Origin of the sequence: Halosimplex halobium (assembly GCF_051414055.1) — an archaeon.
Lineage (GTDB): Archaea > Halobacteriota > Halobacteria > Halobacteriales > Haloarculaceae > Halosimplex > Halosimplex halobium.
Window position 1 is genome coordinate 18,703 of sequence record NZ_JBLKNX010000013.1, and the last position, 14,339, is coordinate 33,041.

At 69.0% G+C, this 14,339-nt stretch carries 14 protein-coding genes and 1 pseudogene; 6 read left to right on the forward strand and 9 right to left on the reverse strand.

Annotation, left to right across the window (positions count from 1 at the left end; all coding sequences use genetic code 11):
* The first annotated feature begins 95 nt into the window (after positions 1 to 95).
* Positions 96 to 635 (forward strand): nicotinamide-nucleotide adenylyltransferase, encoded by a 540-nt coding sequence (locus ACMGFG_RS14090; protein WP_436930965.1) that lies wholly within the window; start codon positions 96 to 98, stop codon positions 633 to 635.
* A gap of 27 nt (positions 636 to 662) precedes the next feature.
* Here the strand turns inward: ACMGFG_RS14090 and ACMGFG_RS14095 are convergent, their stop codons facing one another.
* The 3 genes from ACMGFG_RS14095 to ACMGFG_RS14105 form a co-directional block, all read right to left on the reverse strand.
* A complete protein-coding gene (locus tag ACMGFG_RS14095) occupies positions 663 to 2,009 on the reverse strand; it encodes an APC family permease (protein WP_436930966.1) in 1,347 nt (448 codons plus the stop codon).
* A 211-nt stretch (positions 2,010 to 2,220) separates the two neighbouring features.
* Positions 2,221 to 3,777, reverse strand: a complete 1,557-nt coding sequence (gene thsA / locus ACMGFG_RS14100) for a thermosome subunit alpha (protein ID WP_436930967.1) — start codon at positions 3,775 to 3,777, stop codon at positions 2,221 to 2,223.
* Positions 3,778 to 4,010: 233 nt separating this feature from the next.
* Positions 4,011 to 4,313 carry a hypothetical protein gene (locus tag ACMGFG_RS14105; RefSeq protein ID WP_436930968.1) on the reverse strand — a complete coding sequence of 101 codons (303 nt, stop codon included), beginning with the start codon at positions 4,311 to 4,313 and terminating at the stop codon, positions 4,011 to 4,013.
* A 187-nt stretch (positions 4,314 to 4,500) separates the two neighbouring features.
* On the opposite strand from ACMGFG_RS14105, the gene ACMGFG_RS14110 reads away from it, so the two are divergent.
* Positions 4,501 to 5,322: an amidohydrolase family protein gene (locus ACMGFG_RS14110; RefSeq protein ID WP_436930969.1), complete on the forward strand. Its 822-nt coding sequence runs from the start codon at positions 4,501 to 4,503 to the stop codon at positions 5,320 to 5,322.
* A 500-nt stretch (positions 5,323 to 5,822) separates the two neighbouring features.
* On the opposite strand, the gene ACMGFG_RS14115 is transcribed toward ACMGFG_RS14110, so the two are convergent.
* The 3 genes from ACMGFG_RS14115 to ACMGFG_RS14125 form a co-directional block, all read right to left on the reverse strand.
* Entirely contained in the window at positions 5,823 to 6,725 is a 903-nt protein-coding gene (locus tag ACMGFG_RS14115) for a glycosyltransferase family 2 protein (RefSeq protein WP_436930970.1), read from the reverse strand.
* A gap of 81 nt (positions 6,726 to 6,806) precedes the next feature.
* Positions 6,807 to 7,517, reverse strand: a complete 711-nt coding sequence (locus tag ACMGFG_RS14120; RefSeq protein WP_436930971.1) for a class I SAM-dependent methyltransferase — start codon at positions 7,515 to 7,517, stop codon at positions 6,807 to 6,809.
* Positions 7,518 to 7,624: 107 nt separating this feature from the next.
* Positions 7,625 to 8,035 (reverse strand): pyridoxamine 5'-phosphate oxidase family protein, encoded by a 411-nt coding sequence (locus ACMGFG_RS14125; protein WP_436930972.1) that lies wholly within the window; start codon positions 8,033 to 8,035, stop codon positions 7,625 to 7,627.
* A gap of 204 nt (positions 8,036 to 8,239) precedes the next feature.
* On the opposite strand from ACMGFG_RS14125, the gene ACMGFG_RS14130 reads away from it, so the two are divergent.
* A complete protein-coding gene (locus ACMGFG_RS14130) occupies positions 8,240 to 8,512 on the forward strand; it encodes a MarR family transcriptional regulator (RefSeq protein WP_436909491.1) in 273 nt (90 codons plus the stop codon).
* A 66-nt stretch (positions 8,513 to 8,578) separates the two neighbouring features.
* Here ACMGFG_RS14130 and psmB read toward each other — a convergent pair whose 3' ends face one another.
* The 3 genes from psmB to pth2 form a co-directional block, all read right to left on the reverse strand.
* Positions 8,579 to 9,340, reverse strand: a complete 762-nt coding sequence (psmB, locus tag ACMGFG_RS14135; RefSeq protein WP_436930973.1) for an archaeal proteasome endopeptidase complex subunit beta — start codon at positions 9,338 to 9,340, stop codon at positions 8,579 to 8,581.
* Entirely contained in the window at positions 9,333 to 10,079 is a 747-nt protein-coding gene (gene psmA / locus ACMGFG_RS14140) for an archaeal proteasome endopeptidase complex subunit alpha (RefSeq protein WP_436930974.1), read from the reverse strand. Before psmA ends, psmB begins: the two co-directional genes overlap by 8 nt.
* A 110-nt stretch (positions 10,080 to 10,189) precedes the next feature.
* On the reverse strand, positions 10,190 to 10,528 hold the full coding sequence (gene pth2, locus ACMGFG_RS14145; RefSeq protein ID WP_436930975.1) for a peptidyl-tRNA hydrolase Pth2: 339 nt from the start codon (positions 10,526 to 10,528) through the stop codon (positions 10,190 to 10,192).
* 108 nt (positions 10,529 to 10,636) lie between these two features.
* On the opposite strand from pth2, the gene ACMGFG_RS14150 reads away from it, so the two are divergent.
* The 3 genes and pseudogenes from ACMGFG_RS14150 to ACMGFG_RS14160 all read left to right on the forward strand — a co-directional run bounded on the left by ACMGFG_RS14150 (position 10,637) and on the right by ACMGFG_RS14160 (position 14,323).
* On the forward strand, positions 10,637 to 12,166 hold the full coding sequence (locus ACMGFG_RS14150; RefSeq protein ID WP_436930976.1) for a glycoside hydrolase family 43 protein: 1,530 nt from the start codon (positions 10,637 to 10,639) through the stop codon (positions 12,164 to 12,166).
* Positions 12,167 to 12,298: 132 nt separating this feature from the next.
* A pseudogene (dcd, locus tag ACMGFG_RS14155) lies at positions 12,299 to 12,652 on the forward strand (dCTP deaminase); the annotation flags it as partial.
* On the forward strand, positions 12,641 to 14,323 hold the full coding sequence (locus ACMGFG_RS14160) for a dCTP deaminase domain-containing protein (protein WP_436931112.1): 1,683 nt from the start codon (positions 12,641 to 12,643) through the stop codon (positions 14,321 to 14,323). The pseudogene dcd and the gene ACMGFG_RS14160, both read left to right, overlap by 12 nt.
* Positions 14,324 to 14,339 lie beyond the last annotated feature (16 nt).

Here is a 14,339-nt window from a genome sequence, read left to right on the forward strand (position 1 = left end):
GTGCTCGTCGGCCGGTGTCGTCCGGGCGGGTCGGCACGCGCGGGTCGGCCGGCGAGACACGGGGGTTAATGTGGTCGCTCCGCACACCGTGGGGTATGACGCGCGGGTTCTACATCGGGCGCTTCCAGCCGTTTCACAACGGCCACCGGGCGATGGTCGAGCACATCGTCGACGAAGTGGACGAACTCGTCCTCGGCATCGGCAGCGCGGACGCCTCCCACACGGTCCGCAACCCCTTCACCGCGGGCGAGCGCGTGATGATGGTGAGCAAGGCCGTCCAGGACGTGGACGTGCCGACCTACGTCGTCCCCATCGAGGACATCGACCGCAACGCCGTCTGGGTCAGCCACATCCAGAGCATGTCGCCGAGCTTCGACGTGGCCTACTCGAACAACCCCCTCGTCGTCCAGCTGTTCGAGGAGCGGGGGATCGAGGTGCGCCAGTCGCCGATGTTCGACCGCGAGCGCCTGGAGGGCAGCGACATCCGCGCGCGGATGCTCGCCGACGACACCTGGACCGACCGCGTCCCCGACGTGGTCGCCGGCGTGATCGACGAGTTCAGCGGCGTCCAGCGGCTCCAGACCGTGGCCAAGGACGACGTGTCCGAGCGGTGGGAAGCCGACGAGGACGACTGATCCGTATGAGCGGTCACGTCCCCGCGCTCAGACGATGTCGGGGCCGACCGACTCGACCTCCTCCTCGATGGCGTCGCGCTCGAAGTAGAGCAACTCGACGGTGACGACGACGACCGCGAGGACGACAACGACGTAGAACGTGTGGCGCTGGTTCGTGTAGAGGTGCCAGAACAGCAGCGGCAGGAACGCGGCGGTGCCGACCAGGCCGATCGCTGGCAGGGCGGGGTTGACCCGGTCGCGGTCCCGTTCCCGGAGCGCGAGGTAGCTCATCGACCCGAAGACGACGAGGAAGGCGACCGAGGCGAAGGCGGTGATCCCGCCGAGGCTCCCGACCGCCGCGAACGCCGCGGTGACGACGCCCAGGAGCAGCAGCGTCCGGGTCGGGATCCCCTGGGCGGCCGAGTCGCCGATCCGGTCGGGCAGCAGGTCGTCGGAGAGCATCCCCTTCGCGAAGTGACCCGTCGAGAACAGCGTCGCGTTGATGGCCGACCCCGTCGAGAACAGCGCCGACAGCGAGATGGCGAGCATCCCCGCCCGGCGCAGCCCGAGCGGCTCGGCGATCGCGCCGGCGGCGTCGACCAGCGCTGTGTGGGGATGGGAGCGCAGCGCCTCGGGCGCCAGCGCGATGGTGACGACCGCGACCAGCGCGTAGATGGCCACCGCGACCGGGACGGAGACGTACACCGCCTTCCTGATCGTCTCGACCGGGTCCTCGATGCGCTCCTGGTCGTAGAACAGGAGCTGCCACCCCTGGAAGGCGACGAACGAGACCGCTGCCGCGACGACCGGCCCGAAGGAGGTGAGTTCGGCGGCACCCAGCGAGAGCGCCGCGCCGCCCGCCCCGGTGGCGACGTAGGCGACGCCGCCGACGCCGAACGCGACGAGCACGCCCACCTTCGCCGCGACGAGGACGTTCTCGGCGCCCCCGGTCGCGCGGGCGCCCAGCAGGTTCAGCCCGACGAACCCCGCGACGGCGAGCACGGAGACGACCGGTCGCAGCGGGACCGCCGCGACCGAGTCGGGGACCCCACGGAGCGCGACCGTGAACTCGCCGAACGCGAAGGCGTACATCGCCATCGACCCGACGTAGCCAAAGAGGAGCGTCCAGCCGACCATCCCCGCCAGCGTCGAGTTGCCGACGAACGACTGGACGAACGAGACCGACCCGCCCTGGTTGTCGTCGTCGATGTCGTTCAGGGCGTTGTAGGAGTAACCCGCACAGCCGGCGACCAGGCCCGCCAGCGCGAACGACACCCACGTCGCGGGGCCGGTGATGCCGGTGACGACGCCCAGCACGGCGTAGATGCCGCCGCCGATCATCCCGCCCAGCGCCATCGAGACGCTCTCTTTCAGCCCGAGTTGTGCTCCGGACACGACTGGGTCCGTGTTCGAGTCTCAGTCGGTTGAAGGTGGCGCCGGTGGTCCCGGGCGGGGGACGGGAACGGCGAGCGGCCGCGCCGCTATCCGGTCGGGCGGCGAAAGAATTCGCGGATCGGGAAACTGGACGGCGAGCGACGGAGGCTCGCGTCTCTAGCTCGCCTCGAATCTCGGCGAGTTATGCGCTCGCGACGAGATGCTCGCGTGGCTAACTCGCCGAGATGACGTCGTCGATACGGACGATCATCGTCGCGGCCTCGGCGGCGGACTCGACGGCCTCGTGCTTGACCGCGACGGGGTCGAGGACGCCCAGCTCGACGGGGTCGTCGATGACGCCGGTCTGGCCCTCGGAGATGATGCCGGCGATGCCCTCGCTCTCGTACTCGGAGCGCAGGTCGACCAGCGCGTCGATGGGGTCCATGCCAGTGTTCTCCGCGAGCGTGCGCGGGAGCACGTCGACGGCGTCGGCGAAGGCCTCGACGGCGAGCTGCTTGCGGCCCTCGACGCTGGCGGCCTCGCTGCGGATGTGGTCGGCGATCGCGATCTCCGCGGCGCCGGCGCCGGGGACGACGCCGCCCTGGTCGAGCGCGGCGGTCACCACGTCCAGCGCGTCGCCGAGGACGCGCTCGAGCTCGTCGGTGACGTGCTCGGTGCCGCCGCGGGCGAAGACGGTGACCGACTGGCCGGCCGCGCCGTCCTCGACGAAGGTGACGTACTCGTCGCCGAACTTCTCGACGCCGACGGAGCCGGCCGAGCCGAGGTCGTCGGCCTCAAGCTCCTGGACGCCGGCGGCCCGCGAGAGGCCGCTCGCGTGGGCGAGCTCCTCGCCCTCGTCGTCGCCGACCTCGAAGGCGGCGATGTCGTTCTTCGCGAGGATGGCGGCGACCTGGTCGGCCACGTCGCCGTCGACGAACAGCACGTCGACGCCGAGGTCGATGATGTGCTCGGCGTAGCCGCGGAGTTCGTTCTCCTCGGCCTCGATGGCCGTGTTGAGGTCGTCGACGCTGGAGACGTTGTACTCGGCGTCGATGGAGGCCTCGCGGACCTCGATGTCGTCGTTGACGAAGGCGATCTGCGGCTCGCTGAAGCTGCGGGGCATGTTGTCGTGGACCGGCTCCTCGTCGACGAGGACGCCGTCGACCAGGCGGGTGGCCGACGAGGACGAGCCCGTCTGCGTGTAGACGGTGACGTTGTCGCGGACGACGCCGCCGTCGCTCTCGACGCGGCGGACGGCGTCGACGACGACCTCGGCGAGCCGTTCGGCGGAGACGTCGCCGGTGCCCTTGCCGGTCATGCTGGACTTGGCGACCGTCTCCAGCAGGTCGTCGTCGAGCTCCTCGTCGAGCTTGATCTCGTCGATGGCCTCGTGGGCCATCGAGAGGGCCGCGTAGTACCCCTCGACGATAGTCGTCGGGTGTACGTCGTCGTCGAGCAGGTCCTCGGCCTGGCTCAGCAGTTCGCCGGCGAGCACCGCCGCGGTGGTGGTGCCGTCGCCGACCTCGGACTCCTGGGTCTCGGCGACCTCGGAGATCATCTGGGCGGCCGGGTGCTCGATGTCCATCTCGTCCAGGATGGTCGCGCCGTCGTTCGTGATGACGACGTCGCCGCTGTCCGAGACGAGCATCTTGTCCATGCCGCGCGGACCGAGTGTGGTCCGGACGGACTCGCTGACGGCCTTCCCGGCCGTGATGTTGGAGCTCTGGGCGTCTTTTCCTTGCGTGCGTTCACTGTCCTCGTTGAGGATGAACATCGGCTGTCCACCCATGCGTCGCTGGCCGGATGACATGGTTGAGGTTCATCTATTCATCGTTAGCGGTTCTATATAAAGGTTTCCAAGCCCGTCCCGCAACCACCGCCAGCGGTGTGTGAGGAGTCACCACTCGCCCGCCCGGGAAGCGTTTATATATGACGGTCCGGACGATGTCCCGTCGCCGGGTCGGACGCGGGCGCGAGCGCCGCGGTGGGCGCCCGTCTCCGCCGGTCCGGCGCGACGGGCTGTCACCCGTCGCCGTCGGCGTCCGGTCCGCTGATCCCGCGGTAGTCGGGCACCTCGGGAAATCCGTCGTAGGGTTCGACCCCCTCGTGACAGCAGTTCCAGGCCCGCATCGACGCCACGTACCGGAGTTCCTCCTCCCCGACACGGGACGCCATCTCCTCGAACGACGCCGCGTGGTAGGTGCCACACGTCGAACAGAGCGCCTGACACCTGCTGGGCTTTGGTTCGTCCAGGTAGCGGTTTATCTCACGGTCGTACTCGAACCGGACCTTCGTCACCACGGCGGAGAACTGCAGGTCGGTCATCCGTCCCGGTGTCTCGCCACCTCGGATTAAAATTTGTGCACGTCGGGGCGGACGGTTCGAGCGCGGTACGCGCCCGGACGGCGCCGAGTCGGCCGCCGACCGGCCCAGTCGCTCCCGGATCCGAGCGAGTCCGACGGCTCTCGCGCTCCGACAACCGTTTTAACCAGGTCCACACATGGTAGGGTGAATGCTGGAGCTGGAGCACGGGTTCCGGGTGGTCGACGTACACGCGCGGCTGGAGCCGGACGAGGACCGGCGCCAGCGGGAGGGGCTGGGCGACCCCGAGCGGCTAGAGCGGGAGATGCACCAGGCCGGCGTCGTGCGGTCGCTGGTGTTCCCGAGCGCACGCGAGGGCAACTACCTGCCGGCGAACAACGCCGTCGCGCGGATGAGCGTCGGCCGGCCGTTCGTCGCCGTCGCCCGGATCAACGGCGCCCGCGACCCCGCGGACACGACCGCCGCGAAACTCCGGAACCTCACCGCGAGCCGCCGCGACCACCACACCTCCCCCGGCGACGTGGAGCAGTACGCCTACGACGACCGGTTCGTCGGTTTCAAACTCCACCCCGCCCGCGACGGCCTCCCCGACGAGGAGGTGCTGGAGCAACTCGACGAGGTGGGCCTGCCGACGGTCGTCCACGGCGGCCGCGGGTTCCCGCCGGAGGCCGTCGAGGCCACCCTCCTCGAATACGACTTCCCGGTCGTGCTCGCGCACTTCGGGGGCCACCCGCTGGACCGGGAGCTGATGGAGCGCAGCATCGACCTGCTGGACGCCGCCTCGTCGCTGTACCTCGACACGAGCTTCGTCCGCTACCGCGACCCGCTCGAGCGGGCGATCATGGAACACCCCGACCGCGTCTGCTTCGGCAGCGGCTCGCCCGCGGCCCACCCCAACGTCGCCGTCATGGAAGTGCTGACCCTCGACGTGCCCGAGGACGCCATGACCAAGGTCTTCTCGAACAACCCCGGCCGCGTCTTCGACGCGCTCGCGCCCGCCGGCGACGGATAGCGAGTTTGCTGACACGGTATCGCGGACGGACCCGGTGGCGTGTCCATCGTGATACTTCCAGTCGGGAGTGAACGGTGACCGCTCCGGTCGCGCTCGCTAGCTGTCGCGTCTACCGCACTCGACGGTGAGCGCCGAACGCCCTCGACGCGCTCGCGGTCGCTGAGGCGGGATATCCGCGCTCTCCGCACCGCCCGCGCGGATAGTGCCCGCTCAGGCGACTCTCGGCGCGAGCGCGCCTCGCCCGTTCAGTCCGCCAGGGACCGCAACAGCACGGCACGACACCGCAACCGCCCCGCACAGCACCGCAGACGGCCACGAGCCTCCCCAGCCGATTCGCGACACGCGAGTCGCGAATCCCTCGCGCGGCTACGGTCGCGCGCACGAGAGCGCGCTCCAGCGCGCGCCGACCGCGCCGCACCCGCTGTTCACACGGAGTTCGTCACGAGTGGCTGTCGAGTGGTTCGACGGGTCTCGCTCTCCGGAGTTCGGCGAGGAATCGGTCAGCGGCGGTCGTAGACGGCGACGGCTCGCTCGGAGCGGGCGGAGCGGCCGTAGGGGTTGCGGCGGGGGGAACGGTCGAGCAGGCGCGCCCAGGCGCCGTCCTTGGCGCCGACGGCCAGCCCGGAGAGCACGTCGCGGCCGGTGGTGAGCCAGCTCGAGGGCGTGCCGTCGCCGCGGGCCACGTCCCGCAGCGAGTCGAGGGCGTCGCGGCCGGCGTGGGCCACCATCCGCGCGGCTACGCGCGGGCGGACGCCGTAGTTCTTGACGAGGCGGTAGGAAAGCGAGCGGTACTTCCAGCCGGGGTCGCTGGTCGGCCCGCCGCCGTCGGCGCCGACCTCGCGGGCGACGCCCATCCCGGACTGCCAGGAGACCGTGTAATCGAGGTTGGCGAGCCGGTGGGCGCCGTCGCGGGCGCTGCCGATCTCCAGGTACTCGTCGAAGCCGTCCAGGGCGTCCAGGGCCGCCCGCGAGAAGGCGACGTTGCCGCCGTTGAAGTAGGTGACCTCGCGGCCGGCGAGCGCGTCGGACTCGACCTCCTCGGTGGTCATTCCGCCGCGCAGCCGCTCGTGGACCGGGCCGGAGACCACGTCGGCCCCGTCGAGGCCGGCGACGAGTGCGTCGTGCCACTCGTCGGTGACGGCCAGTCCCTGGTCGACCAGCGCGACGATATCGCCGGTGGCCTGCTCGATGCCGGCGTTGCGCGCGGCGGTGACGGTGCGGTCGGCGACCTCGACGAGCACGTCCACGTCGTCGCGCTCGCGGACCATCCCGGTCGTCCCGTCGGTCGACGGCCCGTTGACGACCACCACCTCGGCCGCGGGGACGTGCGCGACCAGCGCGTCGAGCGTCCGGGCGAGTTGCTCCCGGCCGTCGAGCGTCGGAACCACCACCGAGAGCTGCATACAGTCCGTAGCAGCCTCGACGCGTATAAAAGTCGTGGGACGAGCGGACCCTGCGACGGCGAACCACGGTGCCCGGGCGCGCTACTCGACGGTGGCGTCCCAGTAGGAGATCGAGGCGAGGCTGTCGCCCAGCGGCGTGCGGTCGACGGCCTCCTCGACGCTGCGGAAGGCCTTCGCGACGCCGCCGGGGAGCTTGCGGTAGAGGCCGAACGGGACGACGAACTCGTGGGTCTCGTCGGTCAGCCGCAGGTCGGCGGCCGCGAGCATGCCGTCGACCTCACGGCGGGAGTAGAGCCGCGACCCCATCGGGAGTGCCCAGTTGTACAGCGACCGGCCGGAGAAGCGGTTGTACGTCTCGAAGACGACCTGGTCGCTGGAGACGCGAGCCAGCTCGCGGAGGTACTCGGCGGGCTCGTCGACGAGGTGGAAAAAGCGGATGGCGAACACGGAGTCGAAGTGGTCGTCGGGGAACGGGAGCCGGGCGGCGTCCCCGCGCAGGAACTCCAGATGGTCGTCGACGCCGGCCTGGCGGGCCTTCCGGCGGCCCTCGCCGAGCATCGGCGCCGAGATGTCGAGCCCGACCACGTCCGCGCCCTGCTGGGCGAGCATCACCGAGAACCGGCCGGTGCCGCAGGCGATCTCGAGTATCTTCCTGTCCTCGACGGGCGCGAGCGCCTCGCCGACCGCTTCCTTCTCCAGCCGGTCGGTGAGCCGACCCCCGCCGCGGGAGAAGCGCTTGTCCTCGTAGGACTCGACGACAGTTTCCTGCTGGTACCACTCCTGACCCTTCACGATACCGAAATTAGCCCCCTCGGGGGGCAAAAGAGTACTGAAAGCGGTCGGGGGGCCACGCGCCGGCGGGCGTCGGTCGCCGGCCGCCGGTGCTCACCTCGGGGTCGCTACGAAACGTCGGACGCGAACACCTCGTCCGGTCGGATCTCGAGGATCACTCTCGGGCCGGGGTCGTCGTCGTAGCTGGGGTAGGTGTCCACGCCCAGGTATCGGGCCGCGAGTTCGTCGATGTGGTCCTCGGCACCCGCCTCGGTCAGCGCCGTCACCTCGCCGGTCACCGACAGGTAGCGGTACGCGTCGTCGGGGTCGACCATGCTGACGCCGACGCGGGGGTCCTCGCGCACGTTGCGTTCCTTCCGCCGGCTCCGCGCCGTGTTGACCAGGACCCGGTCGGCCTCGGGGTCGTAGTCGACCCAGACGGGGGTGACGTGCGGGAACCCCTCCGGCGTCAGCGTCGCGAAGTGGGCGTACGTCTCCTTGTCGAACAGTTCGTGATACGACTCCGGGATCGACGCCATACCGGACCGTCGGCCCACAGCGACGAAAACGTGTGGCCCGCGGCGACCGGGTCCGCTTTTTCCGCGTCGAATTCGTCCGAAACCGCCGCCTACCGGCGATACGTTCGACGGACGGGCAGAAATAATAGGTTACCTTATATGGTTTGGACTGTATGGTCACCCATATAGCCAACTTTTACCAGTACCCTCGCGAGACGAGGAGACATGAGCACGACGATAGACGAGGCCGCAGCGGAGGAGGCGCTGGGTGAGGCGGAGTTCCGCGAGCGGCTCCGCGAGCTCCCCCCGAGCGCGAAGCTAGTGGCGAAGGTACTGGAGACGGACGCCCCGCTCTCGCAGGGCCAGCTGGCCGAGGAGTCGCTGCTGCCCGACCGGACCGTCCGCTACGCACTCAACCGTCTCGAAGAGTCCGGCCTCGTGGGCTCGCGGTACAGCTTCCACGACGCCCGAAAACAGGTCTACTTCCTCAACAACTAGACCGCCGCGGCCGCTCGCGTCCGTTTCGAAAACGGGTGGGTCGCGGGGCCGGCGCGTTCACGCTCGCTACTCGGCCAGCGCCGCCTCGGTTTCGTCGAACCCCTCGATGTCGACGCCCTCGGCGGTGACTTCGGCGACGTAGACGCCGTTGCCCGAGCCGGTGTCGCGCTCGCTGGCGGCCTCGACGGCCCGCACTGCCAGGTCGCGGGCCTCGGCCATGCTCATCGCCTCGTCGTACTCGCCCTCGATGGCCCCGTGTGCGAGTTGCATCCCCGAGCCGGTGACCGTGTAGTCGTCGGCCATGACCCCGCCGGCGGGGTCGATGCTGTAGACGTGGCTGCCCTCGTCGTCGACGCCGGCGAGGATCGGGTTGATCGCGAACCACGGGCCGCCGCGGGCGAAGTTGCCCGCCAGCGTCGCCAGCGCGTGGATCCCGATCGGCTCGCCCTCGCGGACCTCGTAGAGGTCGGCCTCCGAGCGCAGCGTCCGGATGAACGACTGGGCGCCGCCGACGCTGCCGACGAGCGTCAGCACGCCCGTCGGGTGGATCTGCTCGACCTTCTGGACGGACTTGTTCGAGACGAACCGCCCGCCCAGCGAGGCGCGCCTGTCCGTCGCGACGACGACGCCGTCCTCGGTCGCGATGCCGACCGTGGTCGTCCCCGTCTTGTTGACCGACTCCTCGTCGCGGGCCCGGGCGTTCCCGGTGCCGTCCCCGGCTCCGCTTCCGCCGCCGGAGTGGCCGCTGCCGAACCCGTCGGCGAGTTCGGGCGCGGTCGGGTCGCCGACGGCGTCGGCGCCGGTCAACGGGTCGGTGAATCTACTCATCGACCTCACCTCCCAGGTCCAGCTCGGCGAGGTGGCTCTCGATCGCCTCGGGGTCGAGCGAGCGCACCCGGTGGGTCTCGGTGTCGACCACGGTCACCTCGACCGCCTCGGAGTCGACCGTCCGGTCCTCGTCGCCCTCCCCGATCGCCTCCAGCGCGAGGGCGACCCCCGCGTCGAGGTCCATCCCCTCGCGGTACTCGTCTTCGAGGAAGCCCATGAGCCGCTCGCGGTTCCCGCCGATGGCGGTCGCCTGCCACTCGTAGGGCGTCCCGGAGGGGTCGGTCTCGAAGAGCTTCGGCGTCCCGTCGGGGTCGACGCCGCCGATGGCGAGCGCCACCCCGAACGGGCGGACGCCGCCGCTCTGGGTGTAGCGCTGGATGTAGTCGGTGACCTCCTTCGCGAGCGACTCCACGCCGATCGGTTCGTCGTAGCGCAGCCGGTTGACCTGCGCCTGCTCGCGCGCGTAGTCGACGAGCTGGCGCGCGTCGGCGACGTGGCCCGCGCTCGCGACCGCGATGTGGTCGTCGACGCGGTGGAGTTTCTCGATGCTCCCCTTCTCGACGAGCGGCGACCGGACCTGCCTGTCCGCGGCGAGCACCACGCCGTCGGCGGTGCGAACCCCGACGCTGGCGGTGCCGCGCTTGATCGCTTCCCGAGCGTACTCGACCTGGTAGAGGCGTCCGTCCGGCGAGAAGATCGAGGTCCCGCGGTCGTACGCCTGCTGGTTCTGATCCTGCATAGTGCGTCACTGAGTCGTCGTGACTAACTCGAGGTTAGGGGTTGTTATATAAAAAAACTCGCCGGTTGTGCGTGGAAGATAACCGACCGCGACGCCGTAGTCGCGTGGTTTCAGTACAGCGAGAGGTCGCCGGTCACCTTGTCGACGAGGTCGTCGCGGGCGGGGCCGACGGCCAGGGCGCTGGCGGTCCCCGGTTCGAGTTGCGTGTGGCCGGCGTCGCGGACGACGGCGTGGGGCAGCCCCTCGCGTTCGGCCTTGTCGGCGAGTTCGAACAGCTGGGACTCGCCGTCGGCCTGGAGGACGACCTTCTTCTGGCCGCTGCCCTTCCACTCGCTGGCGGCCCCCCGGTCGGCGTCCTCGTAGGCCATGAGCGAGGCGTGGGCGACCTGCGCGGCGAGTTTCCCCTCGCCCATCCCCAGGTCGGCGCGGGCGACGATGGCCTGCTTCATGGTCTCCTCGAGGCAGGGGGCGCGTAACTGCCTTTCCATCCCGCACCGACTCCCCGGGCGGTGCGAGGGTCCGCAGGAGTTACCACCCCCGCCGCCGAGCGGTGGGGTATGCCGACCACCCCCGTCCTGCCCGGCTTCCACCCCGACCCGTCGGTCTGCCGGGTCGGCGAGACGTTCTACCTGGCGACGAGTTCCTTCGAGTACTTCCCCGGCCTGCCGCTCTACCGGAGCGAGAACCTGGTCGACTGGGAACCGATCGGTCACGCGCTCACGCGCGAGTCGCAACTGGACACCCGCGATGCCCGGGTTTCGGGCGGGATCTTCGCGCCGACGATCCGCGAACACGACGGCACTTTCTACCTCACCTCGACGAACACCAGCGGCGGCGGCCACTTCGTCGTCACCGCCGACGACCCCGCCGGCGACTGGTCCGACCCCGTCTCCGTCGACGCGCCCGGCATCGACCCGGACCTCTTCTGGGACGGTGACACCGCCTACTTCACCTACTTCACGACCGACACCGACCGCGGGATCGAACAGGCCGAGATCGACCTCGAAACCGGCGAACTGGGTGAGCCCCGGACCGTCTGGACCGGCCACGAGGACCCCCACGCCGAGGCGCCCCACCTCTACGAGCGGGCGGGGAGCTACTACCTCGTCGCCGCGGAGGGCGGCACCCACACCGGCCACTCCGTGATGGTCGGCCGGAGCGACGACCCGACGGGACCGTTCGATCCCCACCCCGGGAACCCGGTCCTCACCCACCGCGACGACTTCTACCGCGACGTACACGCGACCGGCCACGCCGACTTCGTGACCGACCCGGAGGGGAACTGGTGGCTGGTCTGTCTGGGCATCCGCCCTCGCGGCGGTTTCCCCGGCTGGCACCACCTCGGCCGCGAGACGTTCCTCGCACCCGTCGCCTGGGAGGACGGGTGGCCGGTCGTCGCCGGCGAGGAGGTGCCGGCGGAGATCGACGCCGGGGATCTGCCGGGTGACGCTACCCCTGTGAACGCCGGCCCAGGTCCCATCGAATACACGGACACCGACTTCTCCGAGGGTCGGAGCCACGAGTGGGTCTACCGGCGGACGCCCGACCGCGACCGCTACGACTTCACCGACGACGGCCTCGTCCTCCGGGGCGGCCCCGAGACCCTCGACGAGAAGGGGACGACCTTCCTCGCGCGCCGGCAGACGAACTTCGACTGTCGGGTCCGCGCCGACCTCGCCTTCGACCCCGACCCCGGCGAGGAGGCGGGGCTGGCGCTCGTCATGGACGAGGAGCACCACTACGAGGTCGGGGTCGTGGCGAGTAGCGGCGGTGGCTCCGACGGCCTGACCGGTGACGGCGACGCCGAGGCCGTCGTCCGGGTCACCGTCGGCGACGCGACCGACGTGCTCGCGCGCGAACCGGTCGACGAGCGGGTGACGCTCGGTGTCGACGCCGCCGCCGAGTCCTACGAGTTCCGCGTCGACGGCGAACCGATCGCCGAGGCGCGGCCGAAGTACCTCGCGACTGAGGTCGCGGGCGGGTTCACCGGCGTCGTGGTCGGACCCTACGCCGTCGCCGGCGACGGGCCGACCGGGGCGACACCCGCCCGGGTCGAGCGGTTCGTCTACGAGCCCGTCGAGCGGTAGCCGATACTGTCTCGCTCGCCCACCGAGGAGCAGCCCGCGGCGACGACGAACGCGGCCGGCGTCGCCACCACGGTGTGGATCCGGGCCGGCGGCAACCGTGAGATTTTCACGCCAGCGGGGAGAGACACCTGTATGATACTGTCGGACGCCGATATTCTGCGGCGCCTTGAGGCGGGCGAGTTGGTCGTCGAACCCCTCGACGACCCGGACATCCAGATCCAGCCCGCCAGCGTCGACCTGCGGCTCGGCCGGGAGTTCCTGGAGTTCCAGCACGCCAACATCCCCTGTATCCACCCCAACAGCGAGCAGGAGACGGAGGACTACACCGACCGCGTCGAGGTCCCCGAGGACGGCGAGTACATCCTCCACCCCGGCGACTTCGTGCTCGGGACGACCCGCGAGCGCGTCGAGATCCCCGACGACCTCATCGCCCACGTCGAGGGGCGGTCCTCGCTGGGCCGGCTCGCCATCGTGGTGCATGCGTCGCTCCCGTACGACGAGGAAGTGTTTCTCTGGACACCGAAAGATGGGTTCGGATTCTACGAGATCGGTAACGTAGTCGAGAACGAGATCGACGCCTATGCAGTCTCGTTCGATCCGAAGACACTTCGAGTCGGGACTCATCGGGTAACCGACTACATAACGAACCCAACGAAACGGATCTTCCGCGTAACGCTCGACTCCGGACGACAAGTCCATGTGACGAAGGATCACAACCTCTTCACGCTTGACGAGGACGGAGGAGTAACTCGGATTGCGAGCGAAGACGCCGAGGGGACTCACGTGATGGTCCCGAAACAGCTCCCGGGTTCACCAAGCGAGCGACGCTCGCTGGATCTGTTGGACTACGTAGAACCGACCGAGACGACCCTCTACGCGACTGACGGGCTCGGACAGATGGATCGATCCGGCATGCCGAGCGGTTCCGAGCGGTTCTACGAGGACAACGGGAGTGCACCGATGGAGGCGGTATCACGGGGCTCGATGCCTGACGAAGTGGCGGTCGCCTTCCGACAGAGCGATCTCAAACTACCCAGGGAAATACCACTGACCGAGGAGTTCGGATGGGTACTGGGATTCTATATCGCCGAGGGATCCGGACGGCGGAAACACCTCCAAGTGGCGAACACGAACGACCAGTATCTAGATCGGTTTGCCTCGTTCTTCGAAGAGTATGACACCCCGATCTCGTGGGACGAACAGGAGCGTATTACCAGACTGACGGTCTGTTCCGCGCTTTGGTCGAAGGTGATCCGTAGCCTCGCCGGATCTGCCGATGGAAAGACGATCCCGGATGAGGCCTTCGAGTGGCCGAGGCACGTGCTGGAAGGGCTGCTTGACGGGCTACTTGACGGAGACGCGTGTCGTCGAGAACATCAAGCAACCTTCTACACCGCCAGAGCGGACCTCGCGAACAGAGTCATGTACTTGGCGTCACGGCTCGGGCGTATTAGCTCCACATACAATCGTGAACGCGAGAATCACATCCCGATGAGCGATGTGGACTGGGAAGGCGAGATGTGGTCTGTCGATGTCAGTGGGGAGCGTTACAAGCGAGGTCAGTATGTTCCCACTCCGCACAAGCTGCTCAGAAATATGCGGAATGCGGCAGATATGCGGATGAAGGATGCCGCAGACGCGATGGGATACTCGTCGAAATCGAGCATATCCAACGTCGAAAACGAAGAGTACGATACGGTCAAGCGGGACACTCTCAGGCGATTCCGCGATGCATATGCGGAGGCGGGGGTAGACACGACCCGACTCGATCAGATTCTGGACGGCGACGTCAGGTTCGAAAAAGTCGTTTCAGTCGAGGAAACCGACCGAGTCGAACCGACCTACGATCTCGAAGTACAGCCCAACGGCGAGACGATAGAGAACTTCCTCGGTGGTCGCGGAGGTGTGTTCCTCTCGAACACCGCAGGCCTGTGTGATCCGGGGTATCAGGGCCAGATCACGCTCGAACTCTCGAATCTCGGAACCGCGCCCGTCGCGCTAACGCCGGGGATGCGCATCTCCCAGCTGACATTCACGGAGCTGAAGACTCCTGCCGACCGGCCCTACGGCGAGGAACGCGGCTCGAAGTACCAGGACCAGTCCGGGCCGCAGGCCTCGAAGATCCAGGGCGACCGCGAGTTCGGAGGCGACCAGTGACGACCGCTTCGCGTGT

Coding starts and splice junctions, on each gene's coding strand:
- thsA (WP_436930967.1), bottom strand. CDS start 3,777: ATGGGTGGACAGCCGATGTTCATCCTCAACGAGGACAGTGAACGCACG.
- ACMGFG_RS14130 (WP_436909491.1), top strand. CDS start 8,240: ATGAGCACGACGATAGACGAGGCCGCAGCGGAGGAGGCGCTGGGTGAG.
- ACMGFG_RS14115 (WP_436930970.1), bottom strand. CDS start 6,725: ATGCAGCTCTCGGTGGTGGTTCCGACGCTCGACGGCCGGGAGCAACTC.
- ACMGFG_RS14125 (WP_436930972.1), bottom strand. CDS start 8,035: ATGGCGTCGATCCCGGAGTCGTATCACGAACTGTTCGACAAGGAGACG.
- ACMGFG_RS14090 (WP_436930965.1), top strand. CDS start 96: ATGACGCGCGGGTTCTACATCGGGCGCTTCCAGCCGTTTCACAACGGC.
- ACMGFG_RS14150 (WP_436930976.1), top strand. CDS start 10,637: ATGCCGACCACCCCCGTCCTGCCCGGCTTCCACCCCGACCCGTCGGTC.
- pth2 (WP_436930975.1), bottom strand. CDS start 10,528: ATGAAGCAGGCCATCGTCGCCCGCGCCGACCTGGGGATGGGCGAGGGG.
- psmA (WP_436930974.1), bottom strand. CDS start 10,079: ATGCAGGATCAGAACCAGCAGGCGTACGACCGCGGGACCTCGATCTTC.
- psmB (WP_436930973.1), bottom strand. CDS start 9,340: ATGAGTAGATTCACCGACCCGTTGACCGGCGCCGACGCCGTCGGCGAC.
- ACMGFG_RS14110 (WP_436930969.1), top strand. CDS start 4,501: ATGCTGGAGCTGGAGCACGGGTTCCGGGTGGTCGACGTACACGCGCGG.
- ACMGFG_RS14105 (WP_436930968.1), bottom strand. CDS start 4,313: ATGACCGACCTGCAGTTCTCCGCCGTGGTGACGAAGGTCCGGTTCGAG.